The sequence below is a fragment of the Halobaculum halobium genome, from assembly GCF_030127145.1.
Taxonomy (GTDB): domain Archaea; phylum Halobacteriota; class Halobacteria; order Halobacteriales; family Haloferacaceae; genus Halobaculum; species Halobaculum halobium.
In genome coordinates, this window is the sequence record NZ_CP126158.1 from 1,158,683 (window position 1) to 1,183,068 (window position 24,386).

Annotated in this window: 22 protein-coding genes; 9 read left to right on the forward strand and 13 right to left on the reverse strand. The window is 68.7% G+C overall.

Annotated elements, in window-relative coordinates; translation table 11 throughout:
- Positions 1 to 4: 4 nt before the first annotated feature.
- Positions 5 to 940: a mechanosensitive ion channel family protein gene (locus P0Y41_RS06145; RefSeq protein WP_284063080.1), complete on the reverse strand. Its 936-nt coding sequence runs from the start codon at positions 938 to 940 to the stop codon at positions 5 to 7.
- A gap of 131 nt (positions 941 to 1,071) precedes the next feature.
- Positions 1,072 to 2,217, reverse strand: coding sequence for a 7,8-didemethyl-8-hydroxy-5-deazariboflavin synthase subunit CofG (cofG, locus tag P0Y41_RS06150; RefSeq protein WP_284063358.1), 1,146 nt, complete (start codon positions 2,215 to 2,217; stop codon positions 1,072 to 1,074).
- Positions 2,218 to 2,429: 212 nt separating this feature from the next.
- On the opposite strand from cofG, the gene P0Y41_RS06155 reads away from it, so the two are divergent.
- Positions 2,430 to 3,098: an alpha/beta hydrolase gene (locus tag P0Y41_RS06155; RefSeq protein WP_284063081.1), complete on the forward strand. Its 669-nt coding sequence runs from the start codon at positions 2,430 to 2,432 to the stop codon at positions 3,096 to 3,098.
- A 29-nt stretch (positions 3,099 to 3,127) separates the two neighbouring features.
- Here P0Y41_RS06155 and cofC read toward each other — a convergent pair whose 3' ends face one another.
- The 4 genes from cofC to P0Y41_RS06175 form a co-directional block, all read right to left on the reverse strand.
- The gene (cofC, locus tag P0Y41_RS06160; protein WP_284063359.1) at positions 3,128 to 3,751 is read right to left on the reverse strand and encodes a 2-phospho-L-lactate guanylyltransferase; all 624 of its coding nucleotides are present in this window, start codon (positions 3,749 to 3,751) and stop codon (positions 3,128 to 3,130) included.
- Positions 3,752 to 3,788: 37 nt separating this feature from the next.
- Positions 3,789 to 4,580 (reverse strand): hypothetical protein, encoded by a 792-nt coding sequence (locus P0Y41_RS06165; protein WP_284063082.1) that lies wholly within the window; start codon positions 4,578 to 4,580, stop codon positions 3,789 to 3,791.
- Entirely contained in the window at positions 4,549 to 5,730 is a 1,182-nt protein-coding gene (locus P0Y41_RS06170) for a tubulin/FtsZ family protein (RefSeq protein ID WP_284063083.1), read from the reverse strand. Before P0Y41_RS06170 ends, P0Y41_RS06165 begins: the two co-directional genes overlap by 32 nt.
- Before the next feature lie 380 nt (positions 5,731 to 6,110).
- Positions 6,111 to 7,049, reverse strand: coding sequence for a complex I NDUFA9 subunit family protein (locus tag P0Y41_RS06175; protein ID WP_284063084.1), 939 nt, complete (start codon positions 7,047 to 7,049; stop codon positions 6,111 to 6,113).
- Positions 7,050 to 7,229: 180 nt separating this feature from the next.
- Between P0Y41_RS06175 and pyrG the strand changes: the two genes are divergently transcribed.
- The 5 genes from pyrG to P0Y41_RS06200 all read left to right on the forward strand — a co-directional run bounded on the left by pyrG (position 7,230) and on the right by P0Y41_RS06200 (position 12,194).
- Complete coding sequence (gene pyrG / locus P0Y41_RS06180; RefSeq protein WP_284063085.1) at positions 7,230 to 8,918, forward strand: CTP synthase; 1,689 nt, start codon at positions 7,230 to 7,232, stop codon at positions 8,916 to 8,918.
- The gene (guaA, locus tag P0Y41_RS06185; RefSeq protein ID WP_284063086.1) at positions 8,918 to 9,835 is read left to right on the forward strand and encodes a glutamine-hydrolyzing GMP synthase; all 918 of its coding nucleotides are present in this window, start codon (positions 8,918 to 8,920) and stop codon (positions 9,833 to 9,835) included. Before pyrG ends, guaA begins: the two co-directional genes overlap by 1 nt.
- A gap of 170 nt (positions 9,836 to 10,005) precedes the next feature.
- On the forward strand, positions 10,006 to 10,341 hold the full coding sequence (locus P0Y41_RS06190) for a DUF7126 family protein (protein WP_284063087.1): 336 nt from the start codon (positions 10,006 to 10,008) through the stop codon (positions 10,339 to 10,341).
- 237 nt (positions 10,342 to 10,578) lie between these two features.
- On the forward strand, positions 10,579 to 11,490 hold the full coding sequence (locus P0Y41_RS06195; protein ID WP_284063088.1) for a hypothetical protein: 912 nt from the start codon (positions 10,579 to 10,581) through the stop codon (positions 11,488 to 11,490).
- A gap of 368 nt (positions 11,491 to 11,858) precedes the next feature.
- Complete coding sequence (locus P0Y41_RS06200; RefSeq protein ID WP_284063089.1) at positions 11,859 to 12,194, forward strand: cupin domain-containing protein; 336 nt, start codon at positions 11,859 to 11,861, stop codon at positions 12,192 to 12,194.
- A gap of 128 nt (positions 12,195 to 12,322) precedes the next feature.
- Here the strand turns inward: P0Y41_RS06200 and P0Y41_RS06205 are convergent, their stop codons facing one another.
- From P0Y41_RS06205 to P0Y41_RS06215, 3 genes are all read right to left on the reverse strand, one after another.
- Complete coding sequence (locus P0Y41_RS06205) at positions 12,323 to 12,700, reverse strand: 30S ribosomal protein S8e (protein ID WP_284063090.1); 378 nt, start codon at positions 12,698 to 12,700, stop codon at positions 12,323 to 12,325.
- Positions 12,701 to 12,856: 156 nt separating this feature from the next.
- Positions 12,857 to 13,549: a DNA repair and recombination protein RadB gene (radB, locus tag P0Y41_RS06210; RefSeq protein ID WP_284063091.1), complete on the reverse strand. Its 693-nt coding sequence runs from the start codon at positions 13,547 to 13,549 to the stop codon at positions 12,857 to 12,859.
- Between the two features lie 138 nt (positions 13,550 to 13,687).
- Positions 13,688 to 16,117, reverse strand: a complete 2,430-nt coding sequence (locus P0Y41_RS06215) for a methyl-accepting chemotaxis protein (RefSeq protein ID WP_284063092.1) — start codon at positions 16,115 to 16,117, stop codon at positions 13,688 to 13,690.
- A gap of 172 nt (positions 16,118 to 16,289) precedes the next feature.
- Between P0Y41_RS06215 and P0Y41_RS06220 the strand changes: the two genes are divergently transcribed.
- Positions 16,290 to 17,030 carry a hypothetical protein gene (locus P0Y41_RS06220; RefSeq protein WP_284063093.1) on the forward strand — a complete coding sequence of 247 codons (741 nt, stop codon included), beginning with the start codon at positions 16,290 to 16,292 and terminating at the stop codon, positions 17,028 to 17,030.
- 21 nt (positions 17,031 to 17,051) lie between these two features.
- Here P0Y41_RS06220 and P0Y41_RS06225 read toward each other — a convergent pair whose 3' ends face one another.
- Both P0Y41_RS06225 and larC read right to left on the reverse strand, forming a co-directional pair.
- Positions 17,052 to 17,219 (reverse strand): hypothetical protein, encoded by a 168-nt coding sequence (locus tag P0Y41_RS06225; protein ID WP_284063094.1) that lies wholly within the window; start codon positions 17,217 to 17,219, stop codon positions 17,052 to 17,054.
- Between the two features lie 13 nt (positions 17,220 to 17,232).
- On the reverse strand, positions 17,233 to 18,561 hold the full coding sequence (larC, locus tag P0Y41_RS06230) for a nickel pincer cofactor biosynthesis protein LarC (RefSeq protein WP_284063095.1): 1,329 nt from the start codon (positions 18,559 to 18,561) through the stop codon (positions 17,233 to 17,235).
- 253 nt (positions 18,562 to 18,814) lie between these two features.
- Between larC and P0Y41_RS06235 the strand changes: the two genes are divergently transcribed.
- On the forward strand, positions 18,815 to 21,040 hold the full coding sequence (locus P0Y41_RS06235; protein WP_284063096.1) for a CDC48 family AAA ATPase: 2,226 nt from the start codon (positions 18,815 to 18,817) through the stop codon (positions 21,038 to 21,040).
- A 537-nt stretch (positions 21,041 to 21,577) separates the two neighbouring features.
- Here the strand turns inward: P0Y41_RS06235 and P0Y41_RS06240 are convergent.
- Positions 21,578 to 21,910 (reverse strand): HalOD1 output domain-containing protein, encoded by a 333-nt coding sequence (locus P0Y41_RS06240; RefSeq protein WP_284063097.1) that lies wholly within the window; start codon positions 21,908 to 21,910, stop codon positions 21,578 to 21,580.
- A 374-nt stretch (positions 21,911 to 22,284) separates the two neighbouring features.
- The gene (gene phoU / locus P0Y41_RS06245; RefSeq protein ID WP_284063098.1) at positions 22,285 to 22,956 is read right to left on the reverse strand and encodes a phosphate signaling complex protein PhoU; all 672 of its coding nucleotides are present in this window, start codon (positions 22,954 to 22,956) and stop codon (positions 22,285 to 22,287) included.
- 294 nt (positions 22,957 to 23,250) lie between these two features.
- Here phoU and P0Y41_RS06250 point away from each other — a divergent pair, with 294 nt between their 5' ends.
- Entirely contained in the window at positions 23,251 to 24,357 is a 1,107-nt protein-coding gene (locus P0Y41_RS06250) for an Ig-like domain-containing protein (protein WP_284063099.1), read from the forward strand.
- The last annotated feature ends 29 nt before the right edge of the window (positions 24,358 to 24,386 follow it).

Genomic DNA, 24,386 nt, shown 5'->3' on the forward strand with positions numbered 1-24,386 from the left:
TCGGTCAGTCGCCGTCGCCGTCACCGTCGACCGCCGTCGGGTCGGCTGTCGCGACGGCGCCGTCGGCGACCGATTCCAGCACCTCCACCTCCCCGGTGAGCTGTCGGTGGACGTACGGCATGTCGATGCCCTCCTCGTCGAAGCGCTCTTTCACGGCCTGGACGTACGCCGAGCGGACGCGGACGAAGTCGCCGCGGTCGGGGTCGTCGATCCAGAACCGGCTCTGGAGCCCGACCGCCGAGTCGCCGAGTTCGGTTACGCGCACTGACGGCGCTGGGTCCGAGAGGATTCCGTCGACGGCATCGGCCTCCTCGATGATGCAGTCGGTGGCGTGGTCGATGTCGTCGTCGTAGCCGATGCCGAAGACGAATTTCTGGCGGAGCGTGTCGTACGCGACGGGGTTCGTGATCGCGTTGTTCGCCAGTTCCCCGTTGGGGACGGTGACGCGCTCGTTGTCGAAGGTGCGGACGCGCGAGACGCGCAGGTCGATGTCCTCGACGCGCCCCGAGTTCCCGTTCCACTCGATCCAGTCGCCCACCTCGAACGGCTTGTCCTTGATGATGAACACGCCGGCGACGAAGTTGCCGATGAGGTCCTGGGCGGCGAAGCCGATCGCCAGCGCGAGCGCGCCGCCGAGCGTCGCCACGGCGGTGAGGAACCGCGGGAAGCCGGCGGCCATAAATCCGATCGAGATCGCGAGCACCACCACCAGCGCGGCCAGCACGCTGTCGGCGAGGCTGAGTACGGTGCGGTCGAACCCGCGACGGTTCAGCACCCGGTGGGCGATCGGGAGCAGGACCAACTTCCCCAGGAGGTAGGTGAGCACGAACCCGAGGACGAAGCCGATAACGTTCGTCGCGTAGCCGCCCAACCGGGCGACGACCGCTCCGGTGTCGATCTGCAGGGCCAGGGCCGCGACCGTCGATGTCACGCCGTACATGTACGGATACCGGCTGGGTCGGGCGACGGAAGAGTCTGCTGGCGTCGGCGGCCCTCGCGCGGGTCAAACCACAGTCCGCAGGCTGACCGCGTCGTCCGGCCGGCTCAAACGCCTTCGCTCCCGCGTGCGGCTCACACCGACAGCGGCGCGTCGCGTCGAGCGACTCCTCGGAAGCGCGCGCCGTGGACGTCCTCGCGGGCGAGCGCGTCAGGGATCCGACCGTGAAGCCAACGCCCTGGAGCGGGGTCGCCGTCAAAGCCGGCGCGCCGGTGTCTCGCGGGCAGGAAGCGCTCGTGAGTCGGGAGACGCTCGTGGAGGGGGACGCCCCCCGCCTCGGCGACCGCGCGGAGTTCGTCGAGCGCGGGCCACGCGTAGTCGGGGTTGATGTAGTCGTCCGTCACCGGCGAGACGCCGCCGAGGTCGTCGACGCCGCAGTCGAGCAGGTCGCCGACGGGCGCGAGGTTCGGCGGCGACTGCACCGACACCTCCTCGGGGAGCGCCGCCCGCGCCATCGCCGTCACGCGCCGCATCGTCGCCGTCGAGGGCCCCTCGAAGTCGGAGCGTTCGTTGGGCGTCACCGGCTGGACGATCACTTCCTGCACGTGGCCGTAGCGCTCGTGGAGCGCGCGGATCGCCAGCAGCGACTCCGCCCGGTCGGTCCACCCCTCGCCGATGCCGACGAGGATACCCGTCGTGAACGGCACTCGCGCCTCCCCCGCGGCGCGGATGGTGTTCAGGCGCTGACCGGGGGTCTTCCGCCTCGTTCCGGCGTGGGCGTCCACGTCTGCGGTCGTCTCCAGCATCACGCCCATCGAGGCGTTCGCCTCGCGGAGCTGGCGGAACTCCGCCTCCGTGAGGTCGCCAGGGTTCGAATGCGGGAGCAGCCCCTCTTCGAGCGCGATCTCGCAGGCGCGATCGAGATAGTCGACGACGGAGTCGTACCCCCACTCGGATAGCTGGTCCCGGATCGCGGTGTAGCGCGAATCCGGCTTGTCGCCGAAGGTGAACAGCGCCTCAGTGCAGCCGGCGTCGGCGCCGACGCGACAGCGCTCGCGCACCTCCTCGGGTGACAGCAGGCTCGCTTCCCCGGGCACGTCGTAGTAGGTGCAGTAGGTGCAGGTGTACCGGCAAGCGGTCGTCAGCGGGACGAACACGTTCCGGGCGAACGTGAGTTCGGGCGCAGCGGACACGTCCTCGGGTGTGACCGACAGCAGCCGCTCCACGTCGCTGTCGGCGACCGCGATGTCGAGGTCGTACTCCGCCGCGCCCGGGAACACGTCCGGGAATCGCCGACCGAGGGTCAAAAACGAGTCGGTCATCGGCAAGCGCGGAAACGCGACGAGGACAGGACCCGCCACGCGGCGCTCGCCGGCACAGCTCTCGAGGCGATGCAACACGGGACGTCCGACTCGACCCAAAGCGACACGAACGACACGAGCCCGATCCGCCACCACAACCGATACCCCGCCCGGAACCGACCGTTCGAGCGATGACCGATATCGACACCAAGAGCGTCGACGGCCCCCACGGCGGCCAGCCCGTGCGCCACGCCGGCGCCGACCTGACCGAGGCGACGGCGGCGGTCGTGATGGTCCACGGCCGCGGCGCGACCGCCCGCAGCATCCTCGGGATGGCCGGCGAGTTCGGCACCGACTCGGTCGCGTACCTCGCGCCCTCGGCCGCCCGCAACACCTGGTACCCCCACTCGTTCATGGAGGAGACGAGCAAGAACCAGCCGCACCTCGACTCCGCGCTCGGGTTCGTCGGCAGCGTCGTCGAGGCCGCCGCCGACGCCGTCGGCGCCGAGAACGTGCTCGTGCTCGGCTTCTCACAGGGCGCGTGCCTCGCCTCGGAGTGGGTCGCCCGCAACGCCCGCCGGTACGGCGGCCTCGTCGGCTTCTCCGGCGGGCTCATCGGTCCCGAGGGCTCCCCCCGCGAGTACGACGGCGATCTCGACGGGACGCCCGCCTTCCTCGGCTGCTCGGACGTGGACCCGCACATCCCGCTGGAACGCGTGACCGAGACCACCGAAGTGCTGGAGGGGCTGGGCGCGGAGGTGGACGAGCGCATCTACGAGGGGATGGGCCACGGCGTCAACGAAGACGAGCTCGCCGCCGCGAAGGGGATGGTGACGAGTCTCGAACTCGGCGGGGAATAGCGCCCCCACCTGTCCGCTTCCTCTCCGGCCTACGCCTGGCGACCGACCGACACCCGACCGCCGCTCGCGTCGACCGCGAACCCCACATCGACCAACCAGTCGCGAGCCGCGCCGTCACCGTGCACCAGCACCTCGGCGAGGTCGCCGCGCTCGTCGATGTCCGTCGCCAGCAGCCGCGAGTCCACCTCGCGCACCGTCGCGCCAGCGCCGCGTGCGGCGCGCAGGTGATCGAGGTACGACGCGCCGTGGTAGTCGACCCGGAACCCCGGGTCCCGGGTGAGCAGCGCGTTCGTCCCGCCGCCCAATCCAGCCGCCAGGACCACGTCGCCCCGGCCTCGGAGGCGCGCGAGCGACCGCGGCGTTGCCAGCGCGAGATCGGCCATCACGACCGCCAGCGGTGACTCGGGGCCGAGGTCGTGCGCGTCGAGCGCGGCGTTCACCGCGTCGGTGAGCGGTCGCTCGTCGACCGTCTCCGGCGCGTCCCGGTCGGTCGCCTCGGTGGTGAGCAGTCGCGGCCGGAAGTCGGCCGCACGGAGGGCCGCGAGTACGTCCGTCAGCATCGCGTCGGCGAACGCCCGCCGCTCATCGGGCGTGAGCGTGTCAGAAAGTCGCGTCTTCGGGCGATCCGGGGCGAACGGGACGAGCGCGTCGATGGTGTCTGCCACGATCGAAATCCGAACTGTCTCGGCGTCAGCCGAGCTTGTCGTAGCCGTCCCCGCGACCCCGCAGGAACAGCACGGCGGCGCCCGCGATGACCCCGAGCACGACGAGGCCGGCGACGCCGTAGAGGATCAGCTGATTGCGCTGCTGGCTGCTCTCGGCCTGGTTGGCCTCGGTCTCGGCGCGCTCGGCCAGCGAGGCGGCGTTGTCGAAGTTCCCGGCCTCGTAGGCGTCGACCGCGCTGGCGAACGACTCCTCGGCGGTGTCGGGGTTGCCGGCGGCGTCGATCGCCGTCCGGGCCGATTCCATCGCCTCGCGCGCCTCACGACTGTCGCTCGTGTAGTGGGTCGCCGACTGGTTCGTCAGCTCGTTCGACGTGCCGCCCTCCCGAGTCTGATCGAGCGCGAGCAGCGTGAACGACTGCTGCGGGTCGTAGCTGTACGTCTCGACGGCCGGCACGGTGCCCGTCACGCGGACGCGGACCTCGGAGGTCCCCGCCTCGATGTCGACGGTCGCGCCCGTGAAGTTCTGGCCGTCGTACGACTCCTGGCGCACCTGGTTGCCCGCCTGGTTCAGGAACGTCACGGTCCACGTCACGTCCTGCAGCCCGGTCTGGCCGGCGAGCTGCCACGTCTCGTAGGTGTCGTACAGCTCAGTCAGCGTCACTGTCGCCGTCACCTGCGAGTCCACCTCGCCCGTCTCCGGCACGTCGGTCTGTTCGACCGACACCGCCGCCGCCGGCGCGACCGCCGCGACCAAGAGGGCGAGAACCGCGAGGACCGCAGTGAGCTCAGAACAGCGATTCAAGCTCGTCCTCGTCATCGCTGATGAGGCTATCGAGGTTGTCCTGGCTCTCCTGCTGGATGTCGTCGATGTTGTCCTGGGCCTCGATGGCGACCTGCTGGAGCTCCTTGATCCGTGGGACGTTCGTCACGCCCGACAGCAGGATGACGCTCGCGACGAATCCGGAGCCGCTGACGGGGTAGTCGCCCCCGCGCACCTCCATCGATCCGGTCTGCTCTTCGAGCCACTTGCGACCGCGCTCGATCCCCTTGCGGTTGAGGTGCTGGGGCGGCCCGGCCATGACGAGCAGCGCGCGCTCGGAGCCCTCGATCTCACACGGTAGCGTGAGGCGACCCAGCGCCGCCTTGCGCACGAGCGATGTGATCCGGTTGGTCGTGTGAGCGGTGTCGAGGTTCTCGTCGTCGCTGTCGCCGGTGAGCCGCGAGAGCAGCCCGCCGCCGCCGGCGGCCTCCTCGACCTCCTCGCTGGCGTAGCCGACCGTCGAGACGCCGCCGCCAGACAGCGTGTTGATGATCTCGCTTGAGTCGACGACGGACTCGGCGACCTCCTGCCCTTGGTCGATCTCGCCGGCGCCGAACAGGATGCCGAACCGCTTGACGATCTCCTCGTTGATCTCGTCGTAGCCGCCGGAGACCGACTCTCCGGTCTTGCGCCACGCGTCGTTGTCGAACACCATGAGGTTGTCCACCTCACGGACGAACGTCTGGAACGAGCGGGCCGCGTTCAGCGTGTAGATGCCGCCCTCGTCGGAACCGGGCAGCACGCCCAGCCCGTAGACGGGTTCGGTGTAGATCCGCTTGAGGTGCTTCGCGAGCACCGGCGCGCCGCCGGAGCCGGTGCCGCCGCCGAGCCCGGCGATGACGAGGAACGCGTCGACCTCGTGGACCGGGATCGAGTCGATGGCGCCCTGCACCTCGTCGATGTCCTCCTCGGCGACCTCCGCGCCGAGTTCGTTGTCCGCGCCGACGCCGTGGCCCTTGACCCGCGACTGCCCGATGAGGACCCGCTGGTCCTGCGGAATCTCTTCGAGGCCCATGAGGTCCGCCTTGGCCGTGTTGACCGCGACCGCCGCACGCACGATGTCGCTTCCCGTGCGCTGGTCGTATTGGACGAACTTATCGACGATTTTTCCCCCCGCCTGACCGAATCCGATGAGTGCCAGTTTCATACGTCTCCCCTCCTCATTACGCCAGATTCAGAGAGAGGACGGTCATAAACCTTCTGATGGGGCTATCACTGACGAGAGTCCGAGCCCGTCGGAATCGCCCGGAGATCGCAACCAGGCGTCGGGGTCGAAGAAGCGAACGCTCGGAGAGAGACCCGCGCACCAGACGGTCGTATGACACATTTATACCTTCCGGCTGGGGCGTTACCCGTGGGAACCAGTTCGGGCGAGCGGGCGGCCCGGCGAGGCTCGGGCGCGGTCTGTGATCCGGCTGATCCCGAACGCCCGTCCGGCGGATCTCGAGCCCTCGTCCGGCAGATTCGAACACCGGCCCAGCGGACCCGAACGCAGACCTGGAAGTCCCCAAGCGAAGCGCCGATCGCTTACACGGTGGCGGTCGATTCGGCCGTATCTCCGGGCTCCGTCGGTAGTCCGAGGTATTCGTCGAACCGCTTCAGGTCCGTCTCCGCGACGCCGAACGCGCCGACGTCGTTCTCGCTAACGACGTTGTCGAGCTGGAGCGACCGGTACTGATCGCTCCCCATCGGGAAGCCGACCGACCCGAGGACGGAGAGCCCGACCTTCGCCAGCCCCATCGGAAGCGGGACGACCGTGATCGACGTGTCCTCCGACTCGAACACCAGCTCGGAGATCTCTCGAAGCGTGAGCACGTCGGGGCCGCCGAACTCGTACGTCTGATCGCCGTGCTCGGCGTCGACGACGGCGTCAGCGAGCATCGGGGCGAGGTCGCCGACCCAGATCGGCTGGAAGCGGTTGCGACCGCCGCCGGGGAGCGGGTACAGCGGGACGCCGGGCGCGAATATCTCTTTCAGCCGCTTCGTGAAGTAGACGAACTCGCCGCCGTCGCCGAAGACGACCGACGGGCGGGCGATCACGTGCTCGATCCCGCTCTCGCGGACGGCCTCCTCCGCCTGCCCCTTCGCGCGGATGTAATGGGTCGTGCCGTCCGGGTCGGCGCCGAGCGCCGACATCTGCACGAACCGATCGACGCCCGCGTCCTCGGCGACGGCGACGAGGTTCTCCGTCCCGCGGAGGTGGATCCGCTCGTGTTGCTCGTCGCCGCCGTCGGGCTTGAACAGCGGCGAGAGGGCGACGAGGTTCACGACCGCGTCGGCGTCTTCGACGGCGCCGGCGAGCGAGTCGCGGTCCGTCACGTCGGCCGCCTTCGTGATGACGCCGTCAGGGAGCCCGGCGCCGGACGGGTCCCGGGCGAGCGCCACCACCTCGTGGCCGCGCTGGTCGAGTTCCGTACACAGGTGCGTCCCGATGAAGCCGGTGCCGCCGGCGACGACTACGCGCATACGCTGATACAAGGGCGGACGTAACCTAAAGGTGCGGTCGGCGGCGCGGTCCCGGACGGCGATCTCGGTGCCGATTCGCGGCGACGGCTCACCGGGGAGAACCCGGCCCACTCCCGCCGGATCCGAGACCCCACCGGATCGCTCCGAAACGGTTTTCCACCGGCCTGCCGCACCCACACTATGCCGACTGAACAAACGGGATACGACCCATCACTGGGTCGCAAGTTCATTTTCGTCACGGGCGGGGTGATGTCCGGTCTGGGGAAGGGGATCACCGCCGCGTCCACCGGCCGGCTGCTCGCCAACGCCGGCTTCGATGTGACGGCCGTCAAGATCGACCCGTACCTGAACGTCGATGCGGGGACGATGAACCCGTACCAGCACGGCGAGGTGTACGTGCTGAAAGACGGGGGAGAGGTCGACCTCGACTTGGGGAACTACGAGCGCTTCCTCGGCGTCGACATGACCTCCGATCACAACGTCACGACGGGCAAGACGTACCAGCACGTCATCGAGAAGGAGCGCGCCGGCGACTACCTCGGGAAGACGGTGCAGGTCATCCCGCACGTCACAGACGACATCAAGCGGCGGATCCGCGAGGCCGCCGAGGGGACCGACGTGTGCCTCGTCGAGATCGGGGGAACCGTCGGCGACATCGAGGGGATGCCGTACCTGGAAGCCCTCCGCCAGTTCGCCCACGAGGAGGAGGACGACGACATCCTCTTCACGCACGTGACGCTCGTCCCCTACTCGAAGAACGGCGAGCAGAAGACGAAGCCCACCCAGCACTCGGTGAAGGAGCTCCGCTCGATCGGTCTGCAGCCCGACATCCTCGTCGGTCGCTGTGACGACGAACTCGACCCCGAGACGAAAGAGAAGATCGGCCTCTTCTGTGACGTTCCCACCGAGGCCGTCTTCTCGAACCCCGACGTCGAGGACGTGTACCACGTCCCGCTCACCGTCGAGGAGGAGGGCCTCGACGAGTACGTGATGGAGCGGCTCGGCCTCGCCGATGAGGCGCTCCCGGCCCCCGAGCGCGAGAACACCTGGCGCGACCTCGTCACGCGCGACCGCACCGGCGAGGTCGACATCGCGCTCGTCGGCAAGTACGACCTGGAGGACGCGTACATGAGCGTCCACGAGGCGCTGAAACACGCCGGGCTGGAGCACGGCGTCGACGTGAACGTCGTGTGGGTCGACGCCGACGAGGCCGACGGCGACCACCGGAAGCGTCTGGAAGGAGCCGACGGCGTCGTCGTTCCCGGTGGCTTCGGCTCCCGCGGCACCGAGGGGAAAGTCGAGGCCGTGCGCTACGCCCGTGAACACGACGTGCCGTTCCTCGGCCTGTGTCTCGGGTTCCAGATGGCCGTCGTCGAGCACGCGCGCAACGTCCTCGGGTGGGACGACGCCGACTCCGCGGAGTTCGAACCGGAGACGCCCTACCCCGTCATCGACCTGCTGCCCGACCAGCACGACGAGGAGGACATGGGCGGCACGATGCGGCTGGGCGCCCACGAAACCGAAATCGAACCGGGGACGCTCGCCGAGCGAATCTACGGCAACACCTCCTGCACGGAGCGCCACCGCCACCGCTACGAGGTGAATCCGAACTACATCGAGGAGCTGGCGACCGACGGACTCGTGTTCTCCGGCAGCGCGGGACCGCGTATGGAGATCCTCGAGCGCGACGACCACCCGTACTTCGTCGGCACGCAGTTCCACCCCGAGTTCCGCTCGCGACCCGACCGCGCGTCGCCGCCGTTCGTCGGCCTGCTCGACGCGGTGCTCGACGAGGCGAACCCCGAAGACGGCGACGAGGAGACGGCGGGCGACCGCGACCCCGTCGCCGACGAGGAGGTGACCGCCTGATGGTGAACGTCGAGGAGTTCATCGACGAGGCGACGACCGAGATCAGCGAGGCCGTCGGCGACGCGAACGCGATCATCGCCCTCTCGGGCGGCGTCGACTCGTCGGTCGCGGCCGCGCTCGCCTACCGCGCCATCGGCGAACAGCTCACCCCGGTGTACGTCGACACCGGCCTGATGCGCAAAGGGGAGACGGATCAGATCCGCGAGACGTTCTCGTTCATGGAGTCGCTGGAGGTCGTGGAGGCGCAAGGCCGGTTCCTCGACGCGCTCTCGGGCGTCACCGACCCCGAGGAGAAGCGTCACGTCATCGGCGAGCAGTTCATCCGCGAGTTCGAACGCGAGGCCACCGAGACCGACGCCGAGTACCTCGTGCAGGGAACGATCTATCCCGACCGCATCGAGAGCGAGGGGAACATCAAGTCCCATCACAACGTCGGCGGGCTGCCGGACGTGGTCGATTTCGACGGCATCGTCGAGCCCGTGCGCGACCTCTACAAGGACGAGGTCCGCGAGGTCGCCCGAGCGCTCGATCTGGAGGCCGTCATCTCCGAGCGCATGCCGTTCCCGGGGCCCGGACTCGCCGTCCGCATCATCGGCGAGATCACCGAGGAAAAGCTGGAGGTCGCCCGGAACGCGTGCCACGTGGTCGAGGAGGAGGTCGAAGAACACGAGCCGTGGCAGGCGTTCGCCGCCGTCATCGGGAAGGCGACGGGCGTGAAGGGCGACAACCGCGTCCACGGTTGGGTCGTCTCCGTGCGCTCGGTGGAGAGCCGCGACGGGATGACAGCGCGGGCGCAAAACCTCCCGTGGGAGACGCTCCAGCGCATCCAGTCGCGGATCACCGGCGAGAACGACAACGTCTCGCGGGTGGTGTACGACGTGACGCACAAGCCGCCGGCGACGATCGAGTACGAGTAACCGGGTCGGATCGGCCGGGTCGGGCCGGTCCGCCGTTTCGGCGCCCACGGCTTCGAACCGCCCGATTCACCCGATCGAACCGATTCGCCGATCGAAACGAGCTCCCGAACACGGTCGCGCCGATCGACGAGACACGAAGCTTATCCCCGCAAGCCGACTGACGACCGGTAATGACGGATCTCTCCGCTGTCGTCGCCGGACCGGACGTCGAGGATCTCGCCGGCGAACTCGAAACGCACGACGTGACCGTCTCCCACATCGACGGCGCCGTCACCGGCGGCACCCTCGAGGACGCCGGCATCGACGACGCCGCGCTGTTCGTCCTCACCGACACCGCGGAGGCGACGGGGATCGCTGTCGCGAAGGAACGCAACCCGGAGGTGCGCGCGGTCGTCTACGCTGCCGAGTCGCTGCCGGAGTTCGCGAGGGGGCAGGTCGATCTCGCGGTCGATCCGGAGCTCCTCTCGGCCGAAGTCGTCGCCGACGAACTCGTCGCCGGCCCGTGAGTCGCCTCGTCGTCCCATCGCCGGGCTCGTTCGGAAGTCGACCGACCGCTGACCGACTGACGATCGCGCGTGATCGACGCGGTGGCGCCGAACGGCCGAGCGATCCCGCGTGGGGACGATACCGCTCACCTTGGGTAGTTAATCGGACTTAATTCGGCTTTACAGCGCTTCAAATCCCGGAACTCGGGTTCGTCGTTTGCCCCCTTCTTTATCCCGGGACGACAGGCGACAGTCGTGATGAACGCGACAAAGCTGCTCGCGGTCGGCCTGGCGGCGCTCCTCATGAGCGCCGGCGTGGGCGCTGCCGCGACAAGTACCGGAGCAGGAGCGACTGTCGCCGCGACCGACGCGTCCGTCGAGGAGTACGAGGCGGACGCCGCGTACGACAACGGAACGGTGACCCTCACCGTGACCGCGAACGGGAGCGGCGTCGAGGGGCTGTCGGTGCTTCGCGACGACTCGCTCCTCGGCACCACCGACGCCGACGGGTCGGTCGCGTTCGACGTGAACGACTCCGAGACCGAGGAGGTCGAACTGGACGTGACCGGCGAGAACGTCTCCGGCGAGGTGGAGCTCGCCATCGAGAACGGCTCGGTGAGCGTCGAGGAGGCCGAATTCGAGGTCGAGACCGACGAGGAGGAGGCGAACGAGACCGAGGAGAACGAGACTGACGGAAACGAGACCGACCGCCGCGGTCCCGCGATCGGCCTGCCCGACGACGCCTCGGACAACGCGAAGGCCGTGCTCTCGGCAATCAACGCGTACCTGGGCGGCGAGACGAACGCCAGCACGCTCGGCGAGGCGGTCAGCTCGGTCGCCGGGAACGGCCCCGACGGCGAGCGCGGCCCGCCCGCCGATGTCGGCCCCGACGGTGACGACGAGAACGAGACCGACGACGACCGGCGTGGACCGCCCGAGGACGTCGGGCCGAACGCCGACGACGATGACGAGAACGAGACCGACGACGACGAGCGTCGCGGTCCGCCCGAGGACGTCGGTCCCGATAGCGACGACGAGGACGAGGCCGACGAGGATGACGAAGATGACGACGAGGAAGACGAAGAGGACGACGACGACGAGGAAGACGAGGCCGACGACGATGACGACGCTCGTGGCAACAACGGCAACGGAAACGGAAACGACCGGTAACCGGTACTGACCGGGGACGTCACACGCACGTACCGGCCGCGTGGACGGCGATCCCTTCGGGGTTCGACCGGCGCGCGGTCGCAATCGGCCGCCGGCCCCGTGCCGGCACGACACACTGACGCACGCGACTGGGGGTCCCCGTACCCCCGGACCGAGGGTGAGAGAGGCACGACGGGACGGCCGACGACCGGGTCGACCCCGCCGGGTCGATCGCGGTCGGATCGCCGATCCACGGCGGCGCGACGCCGCCACCGAACGGGACGGATCCGAACAGAACGGGACGGTTCTCGCAAGCGCGGCGTCACCGACGAGAGCGACGGCCGCTGCGCTCCAGATCGCTTTTTGAGCCTCGAGACCGACGGGGCCGTATGACGCTCGAACTCCTCGCGGACGCGCTCGACGACCTCGACCCCGGCGAGGGCGAGGTCGAGACCGCCGAACTCGTCGTCACCGACGACGTGCTCGTGAAGCTGTTCGCGCTCGGGCCCGACGCCGAACTCGACGCGCACGAACACGCCGACAGCACGAACGTCTTCCACGTGCTCGACGGCGAGGTGACGGTCGTCCGCGACGACGAGTCCGAGGCGGTCGCGGCGCCGGGGGTCGTGCTCCACGAGCGGGGCGACGTGCACGGCGCGCGAAACGAGACCGACGAGGTGGTCGCGTTCACCGCGAGCCTCTGTCCGCTCCCGGGCAGCGGCTGACCGAGACGGTCACGAGTTCACGGGCGTCCCCGCTCGCCGTCGCCACCGTCACATCTCGGTGCCGTCGAGCGGGGCAGCGGCTATCGGCTATCGACTGTGGAGCGAGAACAACAACCGCGTCGACGGCGTTACTCCTCGATGAGGACGGCGTTGACCTGGCCGGTCTGGCCCGGTCGCGACGTGACGCGCGCCTCGCCTTCGCTGGTGGCGATGACGGCGCCCTTCGTGATGATGTTCCGACGGACGTAGTTCACGTTCGAGGGGTTCTCCGTGACGTCCTCGATGTCGGCCTCGACGGTCTCGCCGCCGGTGGCGACCTGCGCGACGTTCGTCGAGAGCGCGCGGGTCTTCTCGTTGGTGCCGCGCGAGTCGATGACGCGGAACCGGGGCTCGCCGACGGTCGTTTCGGCGGGCTCGCGGCCCAGTTCGTGTCGCTTCTTATTGCTGGAGGGGCGTCGGAGGCCGCCGGTCCGCTTTCGCTTCCTGCGTCCGCTCTGGTCTTTCATAGCAGGTGAAACCCCGTGCGGCTACTTGAATCGCTCGAATCGGACCTCACGGCGCCTCCCGGCCGTCCGCGGCGCCGACGCGGTTCGGGCGAGACCGGCGGGGCTCGCGTTCGCGCCCCGATCTGTCCCCGGTCTCGTTCCCGTCGCTCGCGCCCGCTACCGTTCCTGTGCGTCCTCGACGCCCGCGTCCGTGATCTCGAAGCGCGCGGACTCTCCGGCCGGCTGCGAGCGGTGTTTCTCCAGGGTTGCCCGCCGGTTGCCGCCGCGAAAGCGCTCCAGTCGGAGAATCACGCCCGTCCAGTGTTCCAAGGTATTTCCTCCCAGCGGGCGGTCGCGGTCGGCGTCGGGGTCGGTGAACACCTGGTTCGTCACGAGCACCGCGAGGTCGTGCTTGCGCGCCAGCGACAGCAGGTGGGTCACGTGGCGCGCGACCTCGCGTACCGACTCCCCGCCGCGGGAGTCTTCCGTGCGCTCCAGCCGGTAGAACCCGGTCGCGGAGTCGAGCACGATCAGGTCGACGCCGTCGGCGAGGTCGGCGGCGTCCTTCACTGCCTCCCCCTGCTCCTCGAAGCTCATGGCCTCGCTCACGACGAGGCGACCGGCGACCCGCTCGACCGGTTCCTCCGAGCGCGCCTCGGCGATGTCGCGAAACCGGGTCATCGAGAGGTCCTCGGTGTCGATGTAGAGGACCGAGCCGCCGTCGGCTGCGACCTCAACCGCCGCCGTCAGCGCGAGGTTCGTCTTTCCCGACGCCGGCGGGCCGTACAGTTGAGTGACGACGCCGCGCTCGATGCCGCCGCCGATCAGATCGTCGACGGCCGTGCTACCAGTCGTCAGGAACTCGGACACGGTCGGCTCTGGGTCGTCACCGGGCAAAAACCTCCCGAGTGCCGGGCGGGGGTGGACGGCCGCCGCTGGCGGGTCGGCACCCCGGCGTCGACATCGAGATCGGTCGTCGCGGACGCGACCGTCGATACAGCCAGGCAGTCAGTCGTCGCCCGCGGGACCGCCGCCCTCGGCAACGTACTCGAAGCCGTCGCCGTCGGTCATCGCAATGTCGGCGCCGCCCCCTCCGCTTCCGCCGGTATCGACTTCGCGACCGGTGGGTGCAGCGTCGCGGTCGGTTCCGGCGGCAACGTCGCCACCGGCACCGCCGGCCTCCGCGTCGGTGGACACGTCGAATCGGGCGACGAGTTCGCGGAGTTCCTCGACCCGCTCGGAGAGCGTCTCGGCGGATTCGCTGACCTCGGTGACCGCGGCGGTCTGTTCTTGGGCCGACGCGGCGGCGCTGTCGACGTCCGCGCTGGTGCGTTCGCCGATCTCGGTCACTTCCTCGGCCATCGTCACGACCTCCTCGGTGGTCGCCGCCTGGTCGTCGGTGGCCGCGTCGATCGACTCGACGCCGTCGTTCGCGTCGTCGATTCGCTCGCCAACCGTCTCTACGGCCTCGAGCGCGTCCTCGACGACCTCGACGCCGTCCTCGACGACGGTCTCGGTCGCGGCCATGTCGTCGGCCGCCGCCGTCGACGCCTCCTGGAGCGTCTCGATCCGAGCGGCGATCTCGTCGGTCGCGGCGCTCGTCTCCTCTGCGAGCGTCTTCACTTCGTCGGCGACGACGGCGAAGCCGTCGCCCTCCTCGCCGGCCCTGGCGGCCTCGATGGACGCGTTGAGCGCCAGGAGGTTCGTCTGCTCGGCGATCCCGTCGATCAGGTCGACGACCTCGGTGATCTCGGCCATCTCGTCGGCGACGCGGTCGACCTCGTCTGCGGTTCGGTCGGTGCGGTCCGCGACCGCGGTGAACGCGTCGAGGGCGTCCTCGGCGGCCTCGCCGGCGGTGTCGGCGCTTTCGGCGGCCTCCGCCGACAGCGTGGAGACGTCCGCGGCGGTCGCGGCGATCTCTTCGACCGTGGCCGAGAGCCCGCTCATCTCGCCGCTTACCTCGCTCAGTCGCTCGGCCTGCTCGTCGCTGGCTCCGGCGACGTCGGTCATCGCGCGGCTGACCGAGGCGCTTGCGTCCTCGATCTGGTCGGCGCCGGCGGCGACGGCCGCGGCGCGCTCGTCGGCCTCGTCTGCGAACGCGCGGACGGTGCCGACCGTGTCCTCGAGGTCGTCGACCATCCGGTTGAACGAGCGTGCGATCTCCTCGAGGGCCTCGTTGTCGGCGTTCTCGTCGAGCCTGACGGTGAGGTCGCCGGCGGCGGCCCGCTCCATCGCGTCGCCGTACTCGGTCGCGCGGCCCTCCAGCGAGTCGGCCAGCGCCTCCGCCTCCGCTCTCGCGTCGGCGGCGCGCTCGCGCTCGGTTTGCGCCTGGTCGACCCGGTCGGACAGGTCGTCGCGCATGTCGCCGAACGAACCGTACAGCGTGCCGATCTCGTCGATCCGGTCCGTCGAGACGGACACGTCGAGGTCGCCCGAACCGAGCGCCCGAGCGCGATCGCTCAGATCGTCGAGCGCGTCGCCGGTCGGCTTCGCGATCACCACGCCCGCGAACAGGAATCCGGCGAGGGCGGTGGCGACCAGCAGGAGGATGTTCTGTCGGACGCCGGCGGCGACCGCGTACGCACCGTCGGCCGGGACGTGAACCGCCATCACCCAGGTAGTTCCCGGGACGCGGGCGTAGGAAACGACGAGGTCGCGGTTCAGCGCGTCTTCGACCGCCGCGTCCTCGGTGACCACGTCGTTGCCGTCGAGCGCGCGTTGGAACATGTCGCCGGTGGCACCGAGGTACGACTGGCTGATCGCGTCGGGCTCGTCCGCCATCACCACGATGCCGTTGCGGTCGACGACGCGGACGAACCCGCCCTCGACGGGCGTCGAGAAGCCCTCACCGATGGCCCCGGTGTCGGCGACGAGCACCACCGCGCGGTGGGGCGCAGAGGGGACCGCGCTGACGAAGCCGATCATCGGGCCGTCGTTGGTGCGGTACACCGACGACGTGGCCGTCCGGTCTGCGGAGGCGGGGGCCACCGCCGGCGCCCACGCCAGCGACGCCTCCGCGAGCGACGCGTCCTCGAGATCCGGGTTGCTGGACGCGAGCACGGTCCGCTCGTCGGTGTCGACGTAGTGGATCGCGTGGACGTCGTTCGGAAGCGCCCGGAGTTCTGTGGTGAACACCGGCCGGAGCTTCGCGGTGTTCCCCTCGCGCACGTCTTGATACTCGGAGATCATCCGCACAGCCGTGCTCCGCTGGCTCAACCACTCGGAGAGCCCGTCGGCCTCAGACGTCGTCACCGTCGTCAGGTCGCTCCTGACGTTCTCTTGGAGGTCCGCCGTCGTAGAGGAGACCGCGTACGCGCCGACGCCCCCGGTCGCGAGTATCAACACGAGCAACACCGTCGCGAACTTGCGGACGATCCCGCGACGTATCACGTCCGGAACCAGCCGGGCACCCGTCGAGGGCCCAGAACTGTCTGTCATCTTGTCCCGACCTTCTCGATCCCACAGTTAACGGTAGTCCCCCAGGTATCACAAAGGAGAATCAGTCGCGGCGCGACGCCACAGCGATCGGCCCGTCGGCGTCACCGCGTGTCGTTGCCCGCGCACCGTCGGCGTCACTGTCAAGCCGTCGAGCGCCCTACAGTCGTGGCGAGTGATCGTCGTCGTCACGGAGGACTTCGAGCTGTATCACGCTGCGGTCGCCGAGTTACGCGAGCGCGGCGCGACGTTCACCACTCGGGAACCCGACGTCGCGCTCCCGGAAGGCACAGAGGCCGTGATCTCGGCGCCGCACGACGGCCTCAGTTTCCGCGGCGAGCCGGTCCAACACGTCACCACGACGGCCGACGACGTCCGCGACGGCGTCGAGGAGGCGCTCGGCGGCCTCCGCGGCGGCGACGGGCGGACCGTCGTGGGCGTCGATCCGGGCGAGCAGCCGGGGATCGCGGTGCTCTCGGGCGAGACCGTAGTCGCCGCGTACCACGTCTCGCTGGCCGATGCCGTCGACACCGTGCTCGCGGAGATCGAGGACGAGCCGGACGCGCTGGTTCGCGTGGGCGACGGGGACCGCCTCCGGAGCGCGCGGGTCGTGAACGAACTGGAGGGCGCCTCCGTCGAACTCGTCGACGAGTCGGGGACGACGCCGACGCTCGGCCGCGGCGCCGCCGGGAAGGGGATGGCCGACGTGCTCGCAGCCGTCAACATCGCCCGCATGAAGGGAGACCCGGTGGAGACCCGCGACGTCGAACCCACCGCCGGAGAGACCCAGCGCATCAAGAACGAGTCGCGCGACCGTTCGAACGGCGATCTCACCGTGAGCGAGGATCTGGCCCGCGGGGTCGCCCTCGGGGAGTTGACGTTGGAGGAAGCCATCGCCCGACAGCGCGACGGCTGACCGCCGACAGAGGGACCCGAGTCAGCGTCGGCCGACGAACACCGTTTTGACTCGCGCGCCGCACGTCGGGCAGCACAGCGTCTGCCACGCGTCGCTGTCAAGGGCGCCGATCGTCTCAGTTCGCGTCGCCGCCGAGGCGGCGAACTCGGCGCCGCAGTCGTCGCAGGTGTAGCGATCGGCGTCGCTCATCGCGCGTTCGCTCTCATCGGTCGGCGGCGCCCCGCTCCTGCCGCTGGCGGACGACCGCCTCCGCGCGGCGAAGCACCTCTCGGACCGGGACGCCGGCCTCGCGGGCGGCGGCCGCGGCGTTGTCATACTCGGCGCTCACATCGTACACGTCCCCGTCGGTGTCGCTGGCGATTTTGACCGGGATCTCGTAGGCTGCGTCGCCCTCGCCGAGCGCGATTTCGGCCGTCTCGAAGCGACGATCGGCGATCCAGCGGTGGCTCGCGCCGCCCTCACGGATCCCGAGCGTTCCGGTCTCCTCGGCGAGCCGCCGGGCGACGCGGTCGGCGTCCTCGGGCGCACAGATCACCTTCACGAGGTGGCCCGGGCGCGACTTCTTCATCGTCGCTGGGAGGATCGACACGTCGCGGGCGCCCGCGTCGGCGAGCGTCTCCTGCAGGCCGCCGAGCACCTCCGGTGCGGCGTCGTCGAGGTTCGTCTCCAACACGGCCACGTCGTCGCGGGCGAGCCCCGACCGCCCGGCCTCGCCGACGACCGCTCGGAGGACGTTCGGGCGGTCGGGGAACGTCCACCCGCCGGCGCCGTAGCCCGACTCCTCGACGCGGATCGAGGGGAGTCGCTCGACGCCCTCGGCGCGGTGCGCGAGGATCGCCGCGCCCGTCGGCGTGAGCAACTCGGCGTCGACGGGACCGCCGCGAAGCGACCAGTCGGCGCGCTCGGCGATCTCGACGACCGCGGGCACCGGAACCGGGTAGACACCGTGGCTGAAATCGACCTCGCCGTCGCCGGTCGCGAGCGGCGTCGTCACCACGCGGTCGGGATCGAGATCGTCGAACAGCAGGCACGCGCCGACCACGTCGGCGATCGCGTCGTCGGCGCCGACCTCGTGAAAGTGCGTTCCCTCGAGGTCCGTGCCGTGAACCGACGACTCCGCCTCCCCGAGGAGTTCGAACGTCGCGAGCGCGTCCGCCCGGACCGGTTCCGGGAGGTCCATCTCCTCGACGACCTCGACGACCTCGGCGTACGTTCGCTGGGGACCGTGCCCCTCGGCGTTGTGGTCGTGGTCGTGGCTGTGGTCGTGGTCGTGACTATGATCGTGATGATTGTGGCCGTCGTGGTGGTCGTGACCTCCGTCGTGTTCAGACCCGTCGTCGCTGCCGACATGTCGCACCCGGGCGCGGGTGCTCGCGATGCCGTTCCGCTCGGTCGCTTCGAACTCGTAGCGGACCGGAAGCGCGTCTTCCACGGGTGTGAGCACCTTGGAGTCGCCGCCGGCGGCGACGAGCGCGCCGAGGATCATGTCGCCGGCGGCGCCCATCCGGCCGTCAAAGGCGAGCGTTCGCATGGTCGGTCGAACGCCCCGGGCCGTGAAGTCGCTACCGCCACGGCGGCGCGACCGCGGGGCCGGGCTCGCTCGTGACGCCGTCGCCGTCGGCGGTGGTGTTTTCAGTGCGGGCCCCGTATCGTGCGAGTGATTAGCACATCATGCGTCCCCGCCGTCGGCCCTGGATTCCGACGTCCCAGTGCCATGGCGCGCAACGGAGGGCTTAACAGCCGTCCCAACGGACGTATTGCGAACGAACACCAGTCAATCCATCATGAATGAAGTCCAACTCGAAGTCGCGAAGGCGTACCCGAACGACTCCGGCCGAGGGATCGCCCGCCTCGACCCGGACACCCTCCTACACCTGAAGCTCTCTCCGGGCGACATCATCGAGATCGAGGGAGCCGAGACCACCGCCGCGAAAGTGTGGCGCGCCGACCGACAGGACTGGAACACCGACACGGTCCGTATCGACGGGTTCACGCGCCAGAACGCCGACGTGGGAATCGGCGAGCGCGTCACGATCCGGAAGGCCGAGGCGAAGAAGGCCGAGTCGCTGACGCTCGCGCCGCCCGAGGAGGCGTCGGTGCAGTTCGGCTCCGACGCCGCGGGCATGGTGAAACGGCAGATCCTCAAGCGCCCGGTCGTCGAGCGCGACATCGTCCCCGTGATGTCCTCCACGAACCACCCGTTCATGCGCTCTCCGGGACAGGCGATTCCGCTGATCGCCGTCGACACCGAACCCGACGGCGTCTGTCTGATCACCGAAGACACCGATGTCGAACTGCGCGAGGAGCCGATCTCCGGGTTCGAGAAGACCGGCGGCGGCATCACCTACGAGGACATCGGCGGCCTCCAACAGGAGATTCAGCGCGTCCGCGAGATGGTCGAGCTGCCGATGAAACACCCCCAGATCTTCAAGAAGCTGGGGATCGAGCCGCCACAGGGCGTCCTCTTGCACGGCCCGCCGGGCACCGGCAAGACGCTGCTGGCGAAGGCGGTCGCCAACGAGACCTCCGCGAGCTTCTTCTCCATCGCGGGGCCCGAGATCATCTCGAAGTACTACGGCGAGTCCGAGCAGCAGCTCCGGGAGATCTTCGAGGACGCGAAAGACGAGAGCCCGAGCATCATCTTCATCGACGAGTTGGACTCCATCGCGCCCAAACGCGAGGACGTGACCGGCGAGGTGGAGCGCCGCGTCGTCGCCCAGCTGTTGACGATGATGGACGGGCTGGAGACCCGCGGGCAGGTGATCGTCATCGCGGCGACGAACCGCGTCGACTCCGTCGACCCCGCGCTCCGGCGCCCGGGTCGCTTCGACCGCGAGATCGAGATCGGCGTCCCCGACGAGGTCGGCCGCAAGGAGATCCTCCAGATCCACACCCGCGGCATGCCGCTGTCGGACGACGTGGGGCTGGACCGCCTGGCCGACGAGACGCACGGCTTCGTCGGCGCCGACATCGAGAGTCTCACGAAGGAGGCGGCGATGAAGGCGCTGCGGCGCTACCTCCCGGAGATCGACCTCGACGAGGAGGACATCCCGCCGAGCCTCATCGACCGGATGATCGTCAAGCGCGACGACTTCCACGGCGCGCTGGCGGACGTGGAGCCGTCGGCGATGCGCGAGGTGCTCGTCGAGCTCCCGAAGGTCACCTGGGAGGACGTCGGCGGCCTCGAAGAGGCCCAACAGCAGGTTGAGGAGGCCGTCGAGTGGCCCCTCACCAGCCCGGAGAAGTTCGAGCGGATGGGCATCGAGGCGCCGAAGGGCGTTCTGCTGTACGGCCCGCCCGGCACCGGCAAGACGCTGATGGCGAAAGCGGTCGCCAACGAGACCAACGCCAACTTCATTTCGGTTCGCGGACCGCAGCTGCTGTCGAAGTGGGTCGGCGAGTCCGAGAAGGCGATCCGCCAGACGTTCAGGAAGGCCCGGCAGGTCGCCCCCACCGTGATCTTCTTCGACGAGCTCGACAGCCTCGCGCCCAGCCGCGGCCAGGAGATGGGGAACAACGTCTCCGAGCGGGTCGTCAACCAACTTCTCACCGAACTCGACGGGCTGGAGGAGATGGGCAACGTGATGGTGATCGGCGCGACGAACCGCCCGGACATGATCGACCCGGCGCTGATCCGCTCGGGTCGGTTCGACCGGCTCGTCATGATCGGCCAGCCCGACGAGGAGGGTCGCGAGCAGATCCTCAAGATACACACCGACGACACGCCGCTGAGCGCCGACGTGAGCCTGCGCGAGCTCGCCGAGCGCACCGACGGCTACGTCGGGTCCGACTTGGAGTCGATCGCCCGCGAGGCCGCGATCCAAGCGCTTCGCGAGGACGACGACGCCGAGGACGTGAACATGCGCCACTTCGATCAGGCGATGGAGGCGGTGCGACCGACTATCTCCGAGGAGATCATGAGCTACTACGCCGACATCGAAGAGCAGTTCAAAGGCGGCGGCACAGACAGCCTCCGCACCGACCGCGGCGGGCGGATCGGCTTCCAGTGAACCTCGTTTAACGGGGCGCTCGACCCCCGCCAAAACCCGTTCATGCGAAAAAGGCCGCTCGCTCGGCCTTCGACCTCGCTCGCGGACCAATCGCTGGCGCGAACCGCAACCGCAGGTGATTATCTATTTGTATGCCTGGGAGGATTATTGGAACTCTGTTTCGAGAGCCTCCGGATGTAATCGCTGATCAGTGTGCCCTGCAAATTGGTTACGTAGTTCAGACTATCCCGGCAAACCAGAGAGCTGTATAGGTTACCGTCAGAACGGACAGGACGATGCTGACGATGCCGAGAAGACGCGCCTGTCGTTCACTCATACCAGTACTACGTTACAGTGCGTAATCGTTCTATTGTCGTCGCAACCACTCTGTTGGATACAAACTCTGTATCTATCGGACGGAATGTAGTGAACACTACTCGCTGCGAATCTCTCACCGGTGACGTGCTCTGAGCGGGAGTGTTGTGATCGGTCGACGGGACGGATCTACTGCGAAGAGCGGTCACGTGATCGCTGGGTAAGCACGTTGTCTGTGCAGTGTCACCCTGCGAAGATTGGCTCGAGATCGGTCTCTATTGTCGCATCACAGACACGGATGCGGCCGTCGATACTCACGAAAACGTTCCATTTTCTGATCTGAAACGCCAAGATCAACCCCTCTTCAGTATTTTTACCTGAGTGTTCTATCAACTGGGTCAGTGCGTCAAACTCAACAGACTCGTACAGCGGCGGTAGGTCAGTTGGGGCAACCCCTTCGGCCTCAGCAATTGCATCGGTAAGCGCCTCCGTGAGTGTCCGCTCTCCACCGCTTTCGAACGTTGTATCACTAACTACCGTACACTTTCTAGACAAGGCCAGTCGGGGGTTCCCCATCATAGAACATGCACGATTCTCATGTATAATACTCTGTCGTGAGGATGTGGGTGAATGAATTTCGACTCACGCGGAGCCAATGATAATTCGTTCTAACGGACAGATTCGGCGGCTTCAACGGGAACCAGAACGTGCCGGTGTACTGAATTCAGTCTCCGCATCTATTGCTAACTGCCCCTCATTCCAGAGCGGTCCCAAATAGAACACCTCGTAAGTCGGGACTGCCGAAATAACATCCGCGAGCGAAGCGAGCGGTTCACCGGACCCGACCGGAGGGAGGGTCCGGCCTTTTGGCATCGACGGGGTTTCGCCGAGGGTTCCCGCAGCGGCCGGCTTCGCCGGCCGCGAGGAAACCCGAGACGAAAAGAGGTCGGTCAGTAGATGAGTTCGTCGTCGTTCTCGACCATGTACAGCGTCCGGGCGGCGATGTTGACCGCGTGGTCGCCGACGCGTTCGAGGTCGCGGATCGTGAGCAGGAGCCGGGAGACGTCGGCCATCAGGTCGTCGACGTCCTCGGCCTCGACGCCTTCGCGTTCGAGCAACTCGCGGACGACGGCGCTGGAGGCGTCTTCACACAGTTCGTCCACGGCGTCGTCGGCGTCGGCGACGCCGTAGCACGCCTCGGTGTCCTCCTCCGCGTAGGCGGTCATGGCGTCGTCGAGCATGTCCAAGGTCGCCTCGCCGATGCGCTGGACGTCGACGTCGGGGAACACGTCTCGCTCCGCCTGCAGGGTGTACCCGCCGAGGTTCGTCGCGAGGTCGCCGATGCGTTCGAGGTCGGTGATGATCTTGAACGACGCCGCGATGAACCGGAGGTCGCCCGCGACCGGCTGCTGGAGCGCGAGCAGATCGACGCAGTTCTGTTCCAGTTCGAGATACAGCTGGTTCACCTCCGCGTCCTCGTCGATGACGCGCTGGGCGAGCTCCTCGTCTTTCGTCTCGAGGGCGTCCATCCCCATCCGGAGGCGCTCGGCGACGATCTCGCTCATGTAGAGCACGTCCTCTTGGAGCTCGTTGAGGCGTTCTTGATACTGTTTTCGTGGCATACTCACGACTCCTTCCGCGCGGGTCGTAAGGGTTTGTGTTCGTCGACTCGTTCGTGTATTGAGCCCAGCGGACGACTCCCGAGCGGTCCGGAGTGCTCGTCCCGAGAACGGCACGTCGGGGTGCAGACACCGGTTCACAGTGGATCACCTCACCCCGCACGCGATCGCACATCCGTGGTTCCGCCGCCGTCCGGCCGACCGACCGATCGCCCGACCCGCTCGTCGACGCGGCCGATCGGGTGAAGGGGGCCTCATCGCCGCCGACGTTATGTCCGTGTCGTCCCTACGGCGGCCGTGTTCCGTCGGTCGTTCCTGCTCGCGGGTGCGGCGGCGCTGGCCGGCTGTTCGTCAGCCGGGAGCGACGGCAACGGCCAGACGGTCAATCCCGCGCTCCGAGAGACGCCGACGGCGTCGCCGACCCCGACTCCGGAGCCGACCGCCTACGGCGCCGGCGACGCCGACGCACTCGATCGGGCTCGCTCGGTCGTCGTTTCGAACCGATTGGTCAGGTCGGAGTCGATCTCGCTTCGGATCGACGCCGACGGGACCGATGTGCTCTCGCGCGTGCTCACGGTTCCCGCCGCAGAGACGGTCACCATCTCGGGTGTGCTGGGGGCCGCCCGCACGTACACCGTGTCCGTCCGAACCGCGGATAATCGCCGACGAGCCGTCGAGTGGACGCCCGGCCCCGGCGGCGACGACCTCGCGATCGACCTCGACGGCGGCGTGGGCGTCCGCGACGCGTACCCCTCGTCTGCGGCCCGCTCGTTCGTAGAAGGCTCGACCGGCGGGCTCCTCGCGTCGACGACGACCGGGGGGGCCGTTCTCGTGGTCGATGCCCCCGAGGAGGGCGGACGCGTCCGGATCACCGCGTCAGACGGTGACGGCGCCGCAGGCGTCGACCTCCGTGTCCCCTCGGGGTCGCGCGTGCCGGTGCCGCTGTCGGTGCCGCGCGGGCGGATCGCCGTCGCCGCCGAGACCGACGGCGGCGTCGACAGGCGCGAGTGGCGACCGTCCGAGGAGGGACCGCTGTACTGCCTCCTCGGATCGGCCCCGCGGCTGGTGTGCGATCTGTTGATCCGCGACCTGTTCGTGGAGAACGCGACCGACGCGGACGCCGTCGTCGGCGTTCGCGTCCGCGCTGACGGCGAACGCGTCGTCGACCGGACCGTGTACGCCGCCGCCGGCGCGGACGCGCGGATCCCGACGGCGGTGCCGCCGGCGGGCGCGATACGCGTCGCGGCGACGGTCGACGGCGAGGAGCGACGGTGGACACCGGCGCGGTGCCCGGCGCGTGGCCCGATCGTCGTCCGGGTGGCCGACGGCGGGGTCGAGATCGGCTCGCGGTCTGTGGAGGCGATGACGGCGACGCTGACGCCGTCTCAGACGGAATCGGCGTGAGCAAACAAAGCGGCGTCCCTGCACGACGC